This is a genomic window from Cryptosporangium aurantiacum, assembly GCF_900143005.1.
Lineage (GTDB): Bacteria > Actinomycetota > Actinomycetes > Mycobacteriales > Cryptosporangiaceae > Cryptosporangium > Cryptosporangium aurantiacum.
In genome coordinates, this window is record NZ_FRCS01000025.1 from 1 (window position 1) to 17,008 (window position 17,008).

At 70.5% G+C, this 17,008-nt stretch carries 16 protein-coding genes; 9 read left to right on the forward strand and 7 right to left on the reverse strand.

The features are described 5' to 3' along the window. The first annotated feature begins 680 nt into the window (after positions 1-680). From BUB75_RS40410 to BUB75_RS40430, 5 genes are all read left to right on the forward strand, one after another. Positions 681-2,003 (forward strand): GAF domain-containing sensor histidine kinase, encoded by a 1,323-nt coding sequence (locus BUB75_RS40410; RefSeq protein ID WP_073265503.1) that lies wholly within the window; start codon positions 681-683, stop codon positions 2,001-2,003. A 413-nt stretch (positions 2,004-2,416) separates the two neighbouring features. After that, entirely contained in the window at positions 2,417-3,319 is a 903-nt protein-coding gene (locus BUB75_RS40415; RefSeq protein ID WP_073265505.1) for a universal stress protein, read from the forward strand. A gap of 94 nt (positions 3,320-3,413) precedes the next feature. Continuing rightward, complete coding sequence (locus BUB75_RS40420) at positions 3,414-3,599, forward strand: hypothetical protein (protein ID WP_143175728.1); 186 nt, start codon at positions 3,414-3,416, stop codon at positions 3,597-3,599. A gap of 161 nt (positions 3,600-3,760) precedes the next feature. Continuing rightward, positions 3,761-5,923 (forward strand): HelD family protein, encoded by a 2,163-nt coding sequence (locus BUB75_RS40425; protein WP_073265509.1) that lies wholly within the window; start codon positions 3,761-3,763, stop codon positions 5,921-5,923. Positions 5,924-5,941: 18 nt separating this feature from the next. Next, positions 5,942-6,946, forward strand: coding sequence for a DUF389 domain-containing protein (locus tag BUB75_RS40430; protein WP_073265511.1), 1,005 nt, complete (start codon positions 5,942-5,944; stop codon positions 6,944-6,946). 93 nt (positions 6,947-7,039) lie between these two features. Here BUB75_RS40430 and BUB75_RS46815 read toward each other — a convergent pair whose 3' ends face one another. After that, positions 7,040-7,789, reverse strand: coding sequence for a hypothetical protein (locus BUB75_RS46815; RefSeq protein WP_178380104.1), 750 nt, complete (start codon positions 7,787-7,789; stop codon positions 7,040-7,042). A 923-nt stretch (positions 7,790-8,712) separates the two neighbouring features. Between BUB75_RS46815 and BUB75_RS40450 the strand changes: the two genes are divergently transcribed. After that, positions 8,713-9,051, forward strand: a complete 339-nt coding sequence (locus BUB75_RS40450) for a histone-like nucleoid-structuring protein Lsr2 (protein WP_073265519.1) — start codon at positions 8,713-8,715, stop codon at positions 9,049-9,051. Positions 9,052-9,179: 128 nt separating this feature from the next. On the opposite strand, the gene BUB75_RS46820 is transcribed toward BUB75_RS40450, so the two are convergent. Beyond that, complete coding sequence (locus BUB75_RS46820) at positions 9,180-9,554, reverse strand: response regulator (protein ID WP_073265521.1); 375 nt, start codon at positions 9,552-9,554, stop codon at positions 9,180-9,182. Between the two features lie 341 nt (positions 9,555-9,895). On the opposite strand from BUB75_RS46820, the gene BUB75_RS40460 reads away from it, so the two are divergent. Next, entirely contained in the window at positions 9,896-10,201 is a 306-nt protein-coding gene (locus BUB75_RS40460) for a hypothetical protein (protein ID WP_073265523.1), read from the forward strand. A 138-nt stretch (positions 10,202-10,339) separates the two neighbouring features. Continuing rightward, positions 10,340-10,624: a YggT family protein gene (locus BUB75_RS40465; protein WP_073265525.1), complete on the forward strand. Its 285-nt coding sequence runs from the start codon at positions 10,340-10,342 to the stop codon at positions 10,622-10,624. Positions 10,625-10,679: 55 nt separating this feature from the next. Here the strand turns inward: BUB75_RS40465 and BUB75_RS40470 are convergent, their stop codons facing one another. Beyond that, positions 10,680-11,756: an FG-GAP repeat domain-containing protein gene (locus BUB75_RS40470; RefSeq protein ID WP_143175730.1), complete on the reverse strand. Its 1,077-nt coding sequence runs from the start codon at positions 11,754-11,756 to the stop codon at positions 10,680-10,682. A gap of 193 nt (positions 11,757-11,949) precedes the next feature. Here BUB75_RS40470 and BUB75_RS40475 point away from each other — a divergent pair, with 193 nt between their 5' ends. Beyond that, on the forward strand, positions 11,950-12,792 hold the full coding sequence (locus BUB75_RS40475; RefSeq protein ID WP_073265529.1) for a hypothetical protein: 843 nt from the start codon (positions 11,950-11,952) through the stop codon (positions 12,790-12,792). An 11-nt stretch (positions 12,793-12,803) separates the two neighbouring features. On the opposite strand, the gene BUB75_RS40480 is transcribed toward BUB75_RS40475, so the two are convergent. From BUB75_RS40480 to BUB75_RS40495, 4 genes are all read right to left on the reverse strand, one after another. Beyond that, entirely contained in the window at positions 12,804-13,610 is an 807-nt protein-coding gene (locus BUB75_RS40480) for an ABC transporter permease (protein WP_073265531.1), read from the reverse strand. Further along, positions 13,610-14,488 carry an ABC transporter permease gene (locus BUB75_RS40485; RefSeq protein WP_073265534.1) on the reverse strand — a complete coding sequence of 293 codons (879 nt, stop codon included), beginning with the start codon at positions 14,486-14,488 and terminating at the stop codon, positions 13,610-13,612. Before BUB75_RS40485 ends, BUB75_RS40480 begins: the two co-directional genes overlap by 1 nt. 68 nt (positions 14,489-14,556) lie before the next feature. After that, complete coding sequence (locus tag BUB75_RS40490; protein ID WP_073265536.1) at positions 14,557-15,771, reverse strand: ABC transporter substrate-binding protein; 1,215 nt, start codon at positions 15,769-15,771, stop codon at positions 14,557-14,559. A 16-nt stretch (positions 15,772-15,787) separates the two neighbouring features. Continuing rightward, a complete protein-coding gene (locus BUB75_RS40495) occupies positions 15,788-16,849 on the reverse strand; it encodes an ABC transporter ATP-binding protein (RefSeq protein WP_073265538.1) in 1,062 nt (353 codons plus the stop codon). Positions 16,850-17,008: the final 159 nt, after the last annotated feature.

A 17,008-nucleotide genomic window follows, 5' to 3' on the forward strand; every position in this document is an offset into this window, starting at 1 on the left:
CGACACCGACGGCGACGGCTACACCGACACCGCCGTGGCCGACACCAACGGCGACGGCGTCGCCGACACCGCAGCCACCACCCGCGTCTGACCCAGGGGCGACCGAGGTCGCCACTGAGCACCCTCGGCCACCACCCGCGTCTGACCCAGGGGCGACCGAGGTCGCCACTGAGCACCCTCGGCCACCACCCGCGTCTGACCCAGGGGCGACCGAGGTCGCCACTGAGCACCCTCGGCCACCACCCGCGTCTGACCCAGGGGCGACCGAGGTCGCCACTGAGCACCCTCGGCCACCACCCGCGTCTGACCCAGGGGCGACCGAGGTCGCCACTGAGCACCCTCGGCCACCACCCGCGTCTGACCCAGGGGCGACCGAGGTCGCCACTGAGCACCCTCGGCCACCACCCGCGTCTGACCCCACAACCCACACACCCCCGCGAGCCGCCCTTCCCTCGGAGGGCGGCTCGCGGCGTTTAGGCAGATTGCATTGAGAAGGGCCAGAGGCCTTCCAAATGCAATCCGCTTCGGCGCCCGGCGCCCGCACCGGAAGCGCAACCACGTTTTCGCTGACGAGAGGCGGCCGGCCGCACGATGTGAGGGGCGTAACCGGGGGCACGGATGCCGACCGGGCAACGCCAGAGACGGCCGCTAGTGCCGCCTCTCACCACACGGGGACTGACATGGATGTCGAGCTTCCGGCCCGCTGGGCCGACGAGCCCACACGGCTCGCCGCAGTGCGGACGACGCGTGAGCTGAGCACCTCGGTCGAGCCGGTGTTGGCCAACATCGTCCGGATCGCCGCCGAGGCGGTGCGCGCGCCGATGGCGATGCTCACGCTCGTCGAAGCCGAGCGGGTACGCACGATCGTCCGGCACAACATCGGCGTCCTCCAGCTCCCCCGCGCGGCGTCGCCGTGTGCTCGGGTGGTCGGCGACCGGGCACCCCTGCAGATCCCCGACCTCCTCGCCGACCCCCGATACGCGGTCGGCCCACTCACCGCTGCGGACTCCGGCGCCCGGTCCTACACCGGCGTCCCCCTGCACGACACCGCGGGCAACGTCGTCGGGGCCCTCTCCGTCCTCGACCACAAGCCCGGCGTCCTCGGACCCGAGCGCGCCCAGTTGCTCGGCCTGCTGGCCGACCAGGCCACGGCGATCCTCGCGCTCGGCGCGAACGCCCGGCGTTCGGCCGCCGAGGCGGCCGCGTTCGGCCGGTTCGGCAGCGACTTCATCTCGCTGATCACACACGAGGTCCGGACGCCGGTCGCGGTGATCACCGGCAACCTCGAGCTGCTCGACGAGTCGGACGACGACGTTCCTCCGCAGCACCGCGAGCGGATGGTCACGGCGATCCGCCGCAACGCCGACCGGCTGGTCCGGCTGATCGACCACCTGCTGGTCACCGCGCGGGCCGGCGACACCCTCGCCGCGACCGTCCACCGGTCGCCGGTCGACCTGGCGAGCGTCGTCGGGGACGCCGTCCGGGCCTGCGACGCACGCGCCCGGCAGACCGGGGTCGCGCTCGACGTCCAGGTCGAACCACCGCACGGGGTGGCGGGCGACGGCACGATGCTGCGGACCGCGATCGACAACCTGCTCTCGAACGCGCTGCTGTTCACACCGCCGGGCGGGCGGATCACGGTCCGCGTCGGCCCTGGCACGACCGCTGACGGGCAGGCCGCGGTCGTGACGGTCACCGACACCGGCGTCGGGATCCCGGAAGACGAACTGCCGCGGGTGTTCGAGCGGTTCTTCCGCGGTGCGCACGCGCAACAGGTGGAGGCCCCCGGCGCCGGGCTGGGTCTGGCGGTCACCGAGGCGATCGCGGTCGCGCACGACGGGGTGGTCCAGCTGGACAGCACGCCCGGCCTGGGCACCACGGTCCGGCTGGTGCTGCCGCTGGAACCCGAGGAGCCGCGGCGAGCCGAGGAGATGCCCCGGCCCGTCCAGGTCGCCGAGTCGACCGGCCGGTTCCTCGCGTGGAGCCTTCCCGGGTCGTCGTGACGAGCTCCCCGGCTCCGGTCGTCCCGCACACCGGAGCCGGGTGAATAAACCCGGCGCGCGCGGCCCCCGCCCCCTCTGGGGAGGGACGGGAGGCCGCGCGCGCCCGGCCGTGTTCACGCAACGAGAACACTGCGTTTCCCAAGCAGTGGTACTCAAGCGCTCACCTACAACCCGTAACGTGACCCAACGCCCTGTCATCACCGCTGGTAAACACCACACAACGCCCGATGGCACACCGCTGGGATCCGTCCCGATTACAGAGATCCGGTGGTGAGTCGCCGTCGAATTAGGCACGCTGAGTGCGGGGTTCGCGAGCCCCATCGCTAACCACCAGCACGAACGACGGGGCGCCTGCCGTCGCAGGAGGGGGAGCCGTGACGGTTTTCGACACAAGTAGATCGTCAGCCTCCCCCATGACCAACCCGGTTCCGTTGCGCCCCAGGGAACAGGTTCAGCGTCGGGTCACCGGCACCCCCCGCTGGGCACCGGCAGCGGCAGGCATCGTGGTCGGCGTCTCCCGCGGCGACGATCCGACCGGCGTCCTCACCTGGGCCGCCCGGGAGGCTCGCGCACTCCACGCTCCGCTGGTCGTCTGCCACGCGGGCAACGACGAGCGCGCCGACGCCGTCCTGGCCGAGGCCGGCGCACTCGCCCGCCGCGCGGTTCCCGCCGGGCACGTCCGGACGGTCCGTGGTGACGGTCGCCCGCTGGCGGTACTGGCCGCCGCCGCCGACCAGGCGGGCATCGTCGTCGTCGGCACCGCGGCCGGTGCCGGTTCCGGCACCCAGCTCGTCGGCACGATCGCGGTCCGGCTCGCCACCGAGGGCCGCTCGGCCGCGGTCGTCGCCCGGCCGCCGGCCAGCCTCCAGCCCGCCCAGCCGCAGCAGGGGCCGTTCCCCGGCCACGTAGTGGTCGGCGTCGACGGTTCACCCGCCTCCCGGGCCGCGCTCGAGTACGCGTTCGCGCACGCCGCCGGTCACCGCCGCCCGCTGGTCGCGGTTTACGTGACGACCGGCTCGGCGGCCGACTACTGGCACGACGACAGCCTGCTCGACACCGTCGTCACCGATGACCCCGGAGCGTCGGCGCTGGTCGACGACGAGGTGGGCCCGTTCGCCGACCGCTACCGTGTGCGCGCGGCCTCGGCGGTCCACCGCGGCCGGCCGCTCGCGGTGCTCAGCCGTCTCTCCCGCGGCGCCGACCTGCTCGTCGTCGGGGTCAACGGACGCCCGGCAGGCGCTCGCGCCCGGCTCGGCTCCACCGCACGGGGCGTGCTGCTCGACCCCCCGACCACGGTCGCCGCCGTCCGGGCGTGACGACAAAGCGTTGCTGTGACGAGACTCGCAGTTGATCTGAAACGATCAACCTTCTGGCCACGCTGCCGAAACACAGGGCATGCACGCTCAGATCATGGACAAGCACTCGCTCATCGACCACGAGCTGCTCGAGCAGCACTACATCAGCCAGGTCAACCACGCGATCGCGACCGGCCGGGACGACCTCGTCGCGGACCTCACCTACCAGCGTGACGCGGAGGTCTCTCGATCGACGCCGCTGCGGGCCCTGCTCAAGCGGGCAGCCCGCCACCAGCGCTAATCATCCTATCGGCCGGTGTGGGCGACTACATCGGCTCACGGCACGACTCGACACCGCTCGACCCTGTCTAGGCTTCCAGGACGGCACGACCGACCCCGAGCTCAGCGACGAGCCCCGGGGAGAGGGTCCGCCGTTCCACTCCCGGAGCCCGGAGCACCACGTTGATCGACCGCCCATCCGTCCTCACCACCGAGATCGCCGCCGAGCAGCGTCACGTCGACGCGGTCTACGCGCGGCTGGAGGAACTCCGATCCGGCGCAGGCGAGGTCGAAGCAGAGGGACACCGGCGGGCGCAGTTGGGGAACGAGGGCGCGCTCTACGAGCGTGACGTCCTCGTCCACCAGGCCGCCCGGCGACTGAAGGCACTGGACAGCGGTTATGACGGCCTGGTCTTCGGCCGGCTCGACCTGCACAGCGGCGAGGCCCGCCACATCGGCAGGCTCGGCGTGCTCGACGCCACGTACGAGCCGTTGGTCGTCGACTGGCGAGCGCCGGCCGCCGCCCCGTTCTACCGCGCCACCGCCGAGGACCCGCTCGGCGTCATCCGCCGACGGGTGATCCACTCGTCCGGCACCCGGGTGGTCGGGCTCTCCGACGACCTGCTCGATCCGTCCGCCGCCCCCGAGGGCATGGCCGTCGTCGGTGAGGGCGCGCTGATGGCGACGCTGGCCCGCGCGCGCGGCCGCGCGATGCGCGACATCGTCTCGACGATCCAGCGCGAGCAGGACGTCGCGATCCGCGCGCCCGCGAGCGGCACCACGATCATCGAGGGCGGCCCTGGCACCGGGAAGACCGCGGTCGCGCTGCACCGGGTCGCCTACCTGCTCTACTCCGACCGCAACCGGTACGCCGGTGGCGGTGTCCTGGTGGTGGGGCCGTCTCCCACGTTCGTCCGCTACATCGACCAGGTGCTGCCCTCGCTCGGCGAGGAAGGCGTCGTGCTGCGGTCGCTGGCCACGATGCTCACCGGCATCGAAGCGACCCGCCGCGACAACGCCGCGCTCTCCGCGATCAAGGGCGCGCTGCGGATGCGTCGTGTCCTCTCCCGCCTGGTCTGGCTGCCGGTGCCGACGGCACCGACCCGGTTCCGCACGGTCTACGGCGGTGAGGTCCTCACGTTGGACGCCGCCGCGCTCGCCGCCGCGCGAAAGGCGGCCAGGCGGCGGGGCAGCACGCCGAACAGCTCGCGCGGCCAGGCCACCACCGCTGTGCTGGACGCGCTCTGGAACGTCTCCCGGTCCTGGGCCGAGCCGCCGGAGCACTGGGAGCGTGCGGAGTTCGACGCCGAGCTCCGCGATCGCTCCGAGTTCCGGGAGTTCCTCGCGGCGTGGTGGCCGATCGTCGACGCCGAGCGGGTCCTGCGCTGGGCCGCCGACCGGTCCCGCCTGGCCCGCAGCGCCGGCTCCGATCTCCGCCGCGACGAGGTCCCGCTGGTCGCCGCGTCGTTCGCCCGGGCCGGCTGGTCGGTGGCCGACGTCGCCCTGCTGGACGAGCTGCGGGCGCTGCTCGGCAAACCACCGAAGCCGCAGGGCCGGCGACGCCGGCCCGAGGAATGGGAGATGCAGGAGATCCGGCTCTCCTCCGACCGGGCTTCTGCGCGAACGCAAGTTCCGGACGACGAGGACGACGAGTTCTCGCTGATCGTCGTCGACGAGGCCCAGGATCTCTCGCCGATGCAGTGGCGGATGCTCGGCAGACGCGGCAAATATGCGTCGTGGACGCTGGTCGGCGATCCGGCGCAGAGCGCGTGGGAGGACCCGGACGAGGCTGCGACGGCGATGGATGCGGCCGTGGGCACCCGGGTTCGGCGACGGTTCATGCTCACCACCAACTACCGGAACTCGGCGGAGATCTTCGAGCTGGCGGCCTCGGTCCTGCGCCGGTGGGAGCCGGGTCTGGATCTGCCGACCGCAGTGCGTCGCACGGGCGCCGAACCCGAGCAGCGGGTGGTCTCCGACGACCGGCTCCAGGACGAGCTCCGCGCGGCCGTGGTGGAGCTGCTCGCGGACGTCGAGGGCACGGTCGGTGTGGTGACCACCGCCGACGAGCGTGACGACGTCGCCGGGCGGCTCAGCGGGCTGGGCGCAGGGCGACTGCAGGTCGTGGACAGCATCGAGGCCAAGGGGCTGGAGTACGACGGGGTCGTCGTGGTGCAGCCCGCCGGCATCATCGCGGAGTCCAGCGCGGGCCACCGCGTGCTGTACGTGTCGCTCAGCCGCGCGACGCACCGCCTGGTCGTCGTCACGACGTCAGCCGACTGGGCCGAGCCGCCTGCCGACCGTCCCGACCCCGACCGCCTCGCGGAGCCGCTGTCGCTGTTCTGAGCGCCCTATCGTGAGGCCGTGCTTCACCTGCGATTGATCGTGCCGGCGGACCGAATGCCTGCCGTGCTCGACCTTCTCGAGGGCGACGTGTCGGTCACCCACCTGGTCGTGCTCTCCGGCGCGGCCAGGGATCCGGTCGGCGACGTCGTGCTCTGCGACGTCGCCAGGGAAGGCGCGAGCGCGGTTCTCGGCGCGCTGCGCGGGCTGGGCATCGCCGACGACGGCTCGATCGCGGCCGAGAACATCGACATCCTGATGTCCGAGGCGGGCAAGAAGGCCGAACGCGCCGCCCCCGGGCTGGGCACCGACGCAGTGGTCTGGGAGGAGATCGAGCAGCGGGTCAGCGACGAGACCCACTTGTCGGCCACCTACCTGGTGTTCCTCACCGTCGCCACGATCATCGCGGCAATCGGCGTCCTGCTCGACCAACCGATCCTCATCGTCGGCGCGATGGTCGTCGGGCCGGACTTCGGGCCGCTGGCCGCGCTCTGCGTCGGGGTTGTCCAGCGGCAGTGGACGATGGCGAAACGGGCGACCGTCGCGTTGCTGGTCGGCTTCCCGGTGGCGATGCTGCTGACGCTGGGGGCGGTCTGGCTGCTCGCTGCGGCAGACCTCGCCGACCGGTCGATGTTGCTCGACGAGCGTCCGCTGACGGATTTCATCTGGCGTCCGGACGCGCTCTCCTGGATCGTCGGTTTCTTGGCCGGAATCGCCGGGATCGTCTCGCTGACGTCGGCCAAATCCGGTGCGCTGGTCGGCGTCCTCATTTCGGTCACGACGGTGCCGGCGGCCGCGAACGTCTCGGTCGCCGTCGCGTTCGGAGTGTTCGACGAGGCGTGGGGGTCCGCCGTCCAGCTGGTCGTGAACCTGGCGTCGATCGTCCTCGGCGGTGTGCTGACGCTCCTCGTCCAGCGCCTGTTCTGGCGGCGCCGGTCGCTGCAGCCGCAGCGGACTGCGTCTGCCCAGCGCGTCGCGGCGCGAGCCCGCAGGGCGGCCCGAGAGGGCCGCCGGACACGCGGCTGACCACAGTCGGACGCCCGCCCTCGGGGAGCGAGGGCGGGCGTCCGGTGCCTGAACGAGGAAACAGAAATCGTGCCCTAGGGCCGGATCAGTGGATCAGTCACGCCAGCCGCGGTCACGGCCGCCGCACCAGTGACGACGCTCGAACCGGTCACAGTCCCAGCGGTGGTGGTGCCGGTGTCCACGGCAGTCGTCCCAGCGGTCCCACCGGTCCCCGTGGTGGAAGCGCGGACCGCGGCCGATGAAGTCGACGTCGAAGTCGTCGTCATCCTCGATGACGACGACCGGCCGGACGATCGGGCGCACGATCGGGCGCACGATGACGTTGTTGGCGCCGACGGCGTTCGGGCCGCCGATCGGGCCCGCTACCGGGCGACCGGCCGGACCGGGGTTGGCGGCGGGCGCCGCCGGAGCCGGGTTGGCGGCCGGAGCAGCGGGAGCGGGGTTGGCCGCCGGAGCTGCCGGAGCCGGAGCCGCCGGAGCGGCGGGCGCCGGAGCGGCTTCGTCCGGCTGCTGAGCCTGACCGGCGGGCTGCTCCGCGGCGTTACCGTACGGAAGCGCGCCGGTGGGCGTCCCCGGGTTGGTGTCCGGCTCCTGCGCGTTGTTCGCGACGCCGCCGGACGGAGTCGCACCGGCCGGAATACCCGGGTCGGTGTCGTTCTCGTCCGCGTTCTTGGTGCCGCCCGAGACGACGCTACTCACGGCGCCGGTCTGGTTGACGATTCCCGCTTTCCCGGTCACCGGTCCGCTCTGGTGTTCCTGCGCCTGCGCGGCCGCCGCACCGGCCAGGACGATGCCCGCGGACACCGTTCCGACCTGCAGCGAACGACGAATCCAGATGTTCATCGAAATAGAGACCTCTCCTGAGGTGCGTGTGAACTGAGTAAGAGCCCCGCCCCCGGCGTCGGCCGAGATCAGGGACGAGCGAACGTGTCGCCGAAGGAGGAAGCGGCGGCTTCGACCGACACCGCCGATAACGACGCCGGGTTCGCACACGAGCGACGCGTCAGGGTGCACGGAGAACCGTCCGGAGAACGGCCCGAGAACCCGGCGCGAGAACGGCGCGACCCGGTAACCGACGAACCCAGTCGGTAAGCGACAAGCCCGTCGACAACCGACATCGGTCGGCTATCGACTCGTTCGAACTTCCATCCCCACAATGGACTGTGACCGGTCGGCCGCGGCAATCGTCGTCAGAGCGGGCGATCCGGTACTACCCCGCGGCGCGCGCAACGCGCCGGTCCGGCAGCACACGAAGCATCCACCACCCTCGAACGGGTCCACCCGCAGGCCTCAACGGCCACGACACCGCCGAGCAGTCGCGACAGCACCGCTCGACGGAGGGAACTTTGGTGCCAGAACGGACTATTTGCAACCCCTACGCCAGGCGCGCCGGTCCAGTCACGCAATTCACTGCCGTGCTCGGTGTTAGGCGAGAAGCGTTACCCGACCACTCTTGAATGATCGTCTGATCACGGCCAGTATTGGGGTGGTGGTGAGTATCACCCTGTTCGACTAGCAGCCCCACTATTAACCCCACCTGGTAGCGGCAGAGCGATATCCTGCAATCCGCAACCGACCACCCAGGCAGACCGGCCACAGTCCCCACATTTGCTCCGAGGCGGAACTCTCTAGACCATCGATTCGTTATGGATCGGTTATCGGTTCCGACCGTTGGGAATCGCCCGGAACACACCAGGGTGGATGCGGGATTCGTTCCGTGTGACTAGTAGGGTGTGGCCACCGATAGCACGACGAGGAGAACTTCTGTGGCGCGGAAAGTACAGGTCATGTTGGTGGACGACCTCGACGGCGGTACCGCCGAAGAGACCGTCTCCTTCGCGATCGACGGAACGTCTTACGAGATCGACCTGTCGGGCGACAATGCTGCCGCACTGCGGGAAACGATCGGCAAGTATGTGCAGGCGGCACGGAAGGCCGGTCGCGGCGGAACCCGTACGAATCGTCGCCCGGCGGCGACCACACAACGGTCCGGTCGCGAACAGAACCAGGCCATCCGGGAATGGGCCAAGAGTAAGGGCCTGCAGGTGAGTGACCGCGGCCGCATCCCGCAGGAAGTCATCGATCAGTACAACTCCGAGCACTGACAGTCACCACCGTTAACCCGACCGACGGGCGGCCGGACCGATACGGTCCGATTCCCTCGGTCGAGCCCGCCGCTCGTCGGCGTGTCGCCGCCCGGCCCCCAGACTCGGACCGGGTCCGGCGATGCCGATCAGCTCGCCAGTAGTGCGTACTCCAGCGCCGCCCGGTGGTGCGGCAGCGTGAGCACGGCGTCGACGTCGACACCCGCGAAGTCGCTGGGCTCGTAGATCGTCGAGATGATCAGCCGGCACGGCCGGCCCGCCAGTTCGGCCCGCAACCGATCGATCAGCGGCTGCCCGTCCGCCGCCGGGATGAGCGTGTCGATGATGATCGCGTCGGGCGGCTCGGTGGCCGCGATCTGGATCGCTTCGGCCTCCGTACCGACCTGATCGACGCGCCACCCCAACGCCTGCAGTTGCAGGGTGAACAGCGCTGCGAGATCCGGCTGGTCCTCCACGATGAGCACCCGCCGGGATCGACCTGTCGCGCCCCCGCCGTCGGTCATACCCTCAGGATTCTGCCGACGGGTGCGATCTCGGGTGCGCCGAAGTTGCGCCCGGGGAGCAGTCGTGTCGCCCGGGTTTCCGATACGTAAGCTACCGGTGAGTAGCGTTCCCTCCCCCGTTTCGGGCTGGCACGATGCCGCCCGGAAGGTAACTCCGCGCGCCATCTGGAGACGGGGAGGTGCGGATGCCGCTGGATCGGCCGACACCACCGCCGGGCTGCACTGATCCCGACCGGTGGACGGATGCCTATCTGATCGCCGAAGCCCACCGGGCTGAGCGCGGGGTCTGCGCGTGCGGTCGTCCGTTACCGTGCATCGCCGCCCAACGGGCCGGCGAAATAATGGCCGACACGATGCGGACCGCCCGCGCGGCCCAGGAGGCTACCCGCGCCGTGATGGCGGCTGCCGAGGCCCGGCGTGCGATCAGTCGCGCGATCACCCAGGAGCTGCCGGTGATCCGGCTCCCCGCTGACGAGGACGTCGCGCCGGTCGGCGCACGGTTCTACCGGCCGCGGCGACGCGACACCGAGGACGCCCGCCCGGCCGCCGCACCGACCGGCTTTGTCGTCCCGGAGCCGGTGGCCTCACCCGCGCCGACCGGAGCCCGCTTCTACCGGGAACGCAAGTCGTCGCGGCGCCGCGGCTGACCTACCCGAGTGCTCAGCGTCTCCCCATACTTCTCTCAGTTTCCCCTCAGCTCGCCGACGCACTGTTGAAACGGTAGAAGCCCCCCGAGGAGGAACAGTGCACAGTTCTGGTGTCCCGCGCACCCGCCGGGCCCTGCGATGAGCGCCGTCGGCGCCCTACTGGGGCTCATCCTCTGGCTGTTCTGGATCGTCCTGATTGCCCGCGTGATCCTGGACTGGTCGGTGGTCCTGGCCGGGCCGCCTGCCTGGGGCGGGTTCCGGGCAAAGGCCATCAACGTCGTCACCCGGATCACCGAGCCGGTCCTCGCGCCGGTCCGTAAGATCGTTCCGCCGCTGCGCGTCGGCGGTATCTCGATCGACCTCGCGTTCATCCTGGTGTTCTTCGCCGTCGTGATCCTGCGCGGCCTGGTCTCGGCCCTGTAGGCACCGTCGGAGAGGGGGCGCGTGGGCCACGGCCCGCGCGCCCCCTCTGCTGTGGTCACCAGAGAATGCCGGGCTGCGGTATCTCGGTCGCGGCCGCGAAGTACTCGTGCCAGCGTTCCGGGGTCTCCCGGAACGAACCGCCGGTGGACAGCGCGACGTGGACGTCCGCCCGGCCACCGCGGGTGAACGCCGCGACGTCGTCCCGGCCATCGCCGTTGAAGTCGCCGAGCCCCGGCACGGCCTCACGGGTCGCCCACGAGGCCAGCCACGGCGTCGGCCGGCGCTGGAAGGACCGGCCGGTGGAGAGGGCGACGGTGACCTCCGCACTCCGCCCCCTGGCGAACGCGACGGCGTCCGCCCTGCCGTCGCCGTTCACGTCACCGAGCCCCGGCAACGCCTGATCCTCCGCGAACCACCCGCTCCACCACGCCGCCCGGCCGAACGAGCGCCCGGTGGACAGCGCCACTGCCACGTCCGCCGCCCCGTACCGGGTGAACGCCACGACGTCGTCCCGGCCGTCGCCGTTCACGTCCCCCACCACGGGTATCGACGCCCCGGTGGCGAAGTGCCCGTGCCACGGCGTCGCCGCGCCGAACGAGCGCCCGGTGGAGAGTGCCACCGACACCACCGCGTCGTGGCCCCGGCGGAACGCGAGGACGTCGTCCCGGCCGTCGCCGTTCACGTCACCGACCGCGGGGATCTCGACGTTCGGCGCGAACGACGTCGCCCAGACCTGAGGCGGGCCGAAGGACCGCCCGGTGGAGAGCGCGACCGTCACCGTCGGCTTGTTCCCGCGGGCGAACGCTGCGACGTCGCTGCGGCCGTCACCGTCGAAGTCACCGGTGAGCGGCGCCTGGCTCCAGAACGCGAACGTGTCCGACCACAGATCGCCGATGCCGTCGAACCGGGTACCGGTGGAGCGCGCCACATAAACGTCGCCGCCCTCACCGCGGGTGAACGCCACCACGTCGTCCCGGCGGTTGCCGTCGAAGTCGCCTGCCCGCCCGGCGAAGCCGTCGGCCGCGCCCGACAGCGGCTGGTCCGCCGGTACGCCCGGCCGGGACGCGACGTCCGGCGCCGGCCCGACGACGTGCGTCATCACCATCGACGCCCCGAGGACCGCTACGGCCACGCTGCGTGCCTCCACTGAACTGCCCCCTCCGGTTCCCCGCACCCCTTTCGCCCTGAATAGCACCGGTCGGGTCCTCAGCCTCGGCACCTCGCCGACCGCCGTGCTACCTGGGCGGCCTGACCCGTTCGGCCGACGGCGCCGGGGCTACCCGGAGCCTTTCGGCATGGCCTCCAGGTGGGCAACATGTGGAGACATGGTGAGTACGCACGGTCTCGCCGATGCCGGGAGAGATGTCGTCCGACCGTGGGTGCTGGCTGCCTGGGACGGGTTCCTCCTGGTGGCGGACGGTGCCGACCTGCAACGCCCGAGCGGCGCTCCGGGCCAACGCGGTCACGACCTGTGCGTCCAACTCGGACTGTGGACGGAACATCGGGCGGTGCACGATCTCGTCACGTCCGCACGCAGTGGCGGCCAGGGCCCGCCGCCGGACGTCGGGGACGTACGCGACGCGGTGGTGGCGGCGCACCTTCACGCGTCGCGGGACGAGGTCCTCTCGGCGCTACGCCGCCGCCGGGACGCCGTCGCGATCTACTTCACGAACTACGACGAGTCGCTCGACCTGGCGCCGACCGTCTCCTCGTTCGGACGGATTCCGCTGCTCTCGGTGCTGGTCGGCGAGGCCTACCTGCTCGCGGTCACCGCGCTCGACCTGGTGCCGTGCGGTGCGCCCGCACCGTCAGCCGCGCTGCTCAGCGGTGGACTGGCGGCGCTGGCCGAGGTCACCGGCGCGCTCGCCGTCGACTCCGGCCTGACCGGCAGCGCCGCCTTCCGGACGCCGGAGGGCGGGTGGGCGTTCGCCGCCCACGAGGACGGCTGGACGGTGTCCGACCTCGGGTCCCGGCGCCCCGGCGGAACGGTCGTCGAAGGAGCCGCCGCCGACCTGCTGGGCGTGGCGGCAGGTCGCCTCGACGGACGTGCGCTGCTGGCCACTCGGCGGCTCCGGGGCCAGCAGCTGTCCGGCCTGCTGCGGTTCGCGCCGCTGGCCGACCAGCCCTCGACCCCGGGCACGCCGCTGCTACTCCTCGCGGGGTTCTGAAACGGCGCGGGTCAGAACCGGCCGCCGCCCGCGCTGTCGCCGGACAGGCGCTGCGCGAGGTAGATCGGCACCACCGACAGGATGATCAGCACCGCGGCGACGACATTGACCACCGGTGCCTGGTTCGGTCGGAACAGGTTGTTCAGGATCCAGATCGGCAGCGTCTGCGTACCGGCGCCCGCGGTGAACGTCGTCACGATGATCTCGTCGAACGACAGCGCAAAGGCGAGCAGACCGCCCGCAAGCAGCGCCGACCGCAGCATCGGGAACGTGACCAGGCGGAACGTGGTGAACATGTCGGCGCCGAGGTCCATCGACGCCTCCTCCAGGTTCCCGCCGAGCCGGCGCAGCCGGGCGATCACGTTGTTGAAGACGATCACCACGCAGAACGTCGCGTGGGCGACGACGAGCGTCAGGAACCCCAGGTTGACGCCGAGGATGGTGCGGAACGCGTTGTTCAGCGCGATGCCGGTGACGATGCCCGGCAGCGCGATCGGCAGCACGATCAGCAGCGAGATCGAGTCCCGGCCGAAGAACCGGTGCCGCTGGAGTCCGAACGAGGCCAGCGTGCCCAGCACCAGCGCGATCAGGGTGGCGAGGAGTCCGACCTGGACGCTCGTCCAGAGCGCGTCGAGCGCGCCGGTGTTCTGCGCGGTTCGCTCCCACCACTCGAGCGTGAAGCCGGAGGGCGGCCAGCCGAACGTCCGGTCGGCGTTGAACGAGTTCACCAGGACGACGAGCAGCGGGACGTAGACCGCGGTGAGCGCGAGGACCGTGAACGTGCGCAGCGCGACTCGGGCGGTCTTGGACAGCGTCATCAGAGGTTCTCCAGTGCGCCGGTGCGGCGGACGGCGGCCAGGTAGACGAGCATGATGACCACCGGGACGGTCGCGACCGCGGCGGCGAACGGCAGGTTGTTGGCCGCGCCGATGTTGTCGTAGACGACGTTGCCCAGCAGCTGTTTGGTGCCGCCGACGATCCGCACCGTGATGTAGTCGCCCAGCGAGAGCGAGAACGTGAAAATCGATCCGGCGACGACGGCCGGGAAGATCGTCGGGAGCACGACCGTACGGAAGCTGCGGAACGGCCGGGCCCCGAGGTCACCCGCCGCGTCGAGCAGCGAGTCGGGCAGCCGCTCGAGGCCGGCGTAGATCGGCAGGATCATGTACGGGAGCCAGAGGTAGGCCAGCGTGACCGTGGTCGCGGTGAGGCCGTAACCGGGGCTGCCGCCGAACCAGGACAGGATGCCGTCGCCGCTGAACATCAGCCGCCACGCGTAGACCTTGACCAGGTAGCTCGCCCAGAGCGGGGTGAGGATCGCGACGACGAGCCACCGCTGGGCGCGGGGGGATGCGATCTTGGCCATGTAGAACGCCACCGGCAGCGCGATCACCGCGTCGATCACCGTGACGCCGACCGCGACGCCGATCGTCCGCAGCGTGATCGTGCGGTAGACCTCGCCGGTGAACAGCGTCGTGAAGTTCTCGAACGTCCACGCCCGGACGATCTGGCCGGTGAAGTCGTTGACCGACCAGAGCGCCGCGACGAACAACGCCGCCAGCGCGCCCAGGTAGGCCAGCCCGAGCCACAGCAACGGCACCGAGAGCAGCAACCCGAGCCGAGCCTTGGGCCTCCGGTACAGCGCCGTCGACACCCGCCGCACCAACGGTGGGCGCCGCTCCAACGTCGCCGTCATGGTTCTCCTAATAGCGCGCGCAGCGCGCATTCGCCTTTGTACTTGCTACGGATCTGGACCCCGCCGACTCAGCCCTTGATTTCGGTCCAGGCTTGGGTCCAGGCGCTGTAGTCCTTGCACTTGACGTCGGTGCGGCCGTCGAGGCACTGGGTGATCGGCGTCGACCAGTACCAGACCTGCTTCGCGTACGCCTCGTCACCGGCGTGGAACGTGTCGCAGTGCGCCTTGTCCGCGGTGAGCGCGCACGCCTTCGGGTTGGACGGTGCCTCGCCGAAGTACTCCGCGACCTGAGCGTTGGCCTCCGGGCTGACGATGTGATCGAGCCACTTGTACGCACACGTCTTGTGCTTCGACTTCGCCCCGACCATCCAGGTGTCCGACCAGCCGGTCGCACCCTCGGACGGCAACACGGCCTCCACCGGCACCTTCTCCGACTTCGCGACGTTCACGATGACCTGCCAACTCGTGCCGATCACCGAGTCACCCGACTTGAACGCCGACACCTCCTTGAGGTAGTCCGACCAGTACTCCCCCACGTTCACCTTCTGCTTCTTCAACAGATCCACCGCAGCCTGGAACTGCTTGTCATCCAGCGCATACGGGTTCTTGATCCCCAGGTCGGGCTGGTGCTTCATCAAGTACAGCGCCGCGTCCGCGATGTAGATCGGCGAGTCGTACGCGGTCACCTTGCCCTTCGTCGCCGCGTTCTCCTCGAACACCGCAGACCACGACGTCGGCGCCGGCTTCACCACGTCCGTGCGATACATCAGCAGATTCGCGCCCCACCCGTGCGGAACCCCGTACGAGACACCCTCAACGCTGTTCCACTTCTGGTCCTTCAGGAACGGGTACAGGTCGGCGTAGTTCGGAATCAAGTCAGTATTGACCGGCTCGACGTCACCCGCCGCGATCAACCGCAGCGACGCGTCACCCGAGGCCGACACCACGTCGTACTCCCCGGTCTTCATCAGGCTCACGGCCTCGTCCGAGGTGTTGAACACCTTCACGTTCACCTGACACCCGGTCGCCTTCTCAAACGGGGAGACCCAATCCACCTTCGGATCGTTCGTCCCGTCCTCGGCATACCCGGCCCACGACAGGATGCTCAGCGCACCCTCCGGAGTGCCGAGCTTGTCCAGCGCCTCCAGCTTCGGCGGCGTGAACCCGGCACTCGACTCGGACGACGACTCGCTGTCGTCGCTGGTACCGCACGCTGCTGCTGCCGCAACCAGCACGACAGCCGCAGCACCGGCAAGAACACGGCTTAACGGACGGGTTCTCATGGCTTTCTCCGGTCGTTCAGGGGGTTGTGAGAGCGGGCTGTTCGCCGTTGACCGGCAGCGCGTGGGAGTGATGCCAGCTCACCCGGACCCGGTCACCGCGGTCGAACCGGTGTCCGTCGGCAGAGTCGCCGGTATCGCCTTCGTTCTGTCGCTGCACGACCAGCTGGCCGCCGGCGTCGAGATCCACGACGTACCGGGTGGACGCGCCGAGGTAGATCTCCTCGCGCACGGTGCCCTCGGCAGCGGAACCGTCCGCCGAGGACGCATCGGAGAGCGCAGCGATCCGGATCTTCTCGGGCCGGATGCTGACCGTGGCCTCGTCGCCGAGGATCGCGGCCGCGGTCGCTCCGGAGAGGAGGTTCGTGACGCCGACAAAACCCGCGACGAAGTCGGTGCGAGGGCGTTCGTAGAGGCCGGCCGGGGTGTCGATCTGCTCGATCCGTCCACCGCGGACGACCGCCACCCGGTCGCTCATCGTCAGCGCCTCGTCCTGGTCGTGGGTGACCAGGACGAACGTGATGCCGACGTCCCGCTGCAGCTGCTTCAGCTCGACCTGCATCTCCAGACGCAGTGCCCGGTCGAGCGCGCCCAGCGGCTCGTCGAGCAGCAGGACCTTCGGACGGTTGACGAGCGCGCGGGCCAGCGCGACCCGCTGCCGCTGGCCGCCGGAGAGCTGCCCGGGCCGACGGTCACCGAAGCCGGTGAGGCGGACCGAGGTCAGCGCCTGCTCCGCGCGCTCCCGCCGCTCCCGCTTGCCGACGCCCTTGACCCGCAGGCCGTACTCCACGTTGCCGAGCACGCTCAGGTGCGGGAACAACGCGTAGTCCTGGAACACGGTGTTGACGTCCCGGTCGTACGGCGGCCGGCGCGTGACGTCGACGCCCTGCAGGAGGACCTGGCCGTCGGTCGGTAACTCGAACCCGGCGATCATCCGGAGCAGCGTCGTCTTGCCTGATCCGGACGGCCCGAGCAGCGAGAAGAACTCACCGTCGGGGATCTCCAGGTCGATGCCGGCGACGGCCTCGACGTCACCGAACGTCTTGCGCAAGCCGCGCAGTTCGATGGCCGGCGCACTCATCGGTACCTGCTGTTGGGACGCAACGGAACTCCGCGGGGGACGACGACGTTGGGCCGCAGGGCGACCCTGTGCTGACTACGCGCCGAAACCTATGACGTCATAGTTCACAGCACAATATGGGAGCCCGGGAATTTATCTTGGAGAAACGCGAGGCTCAGG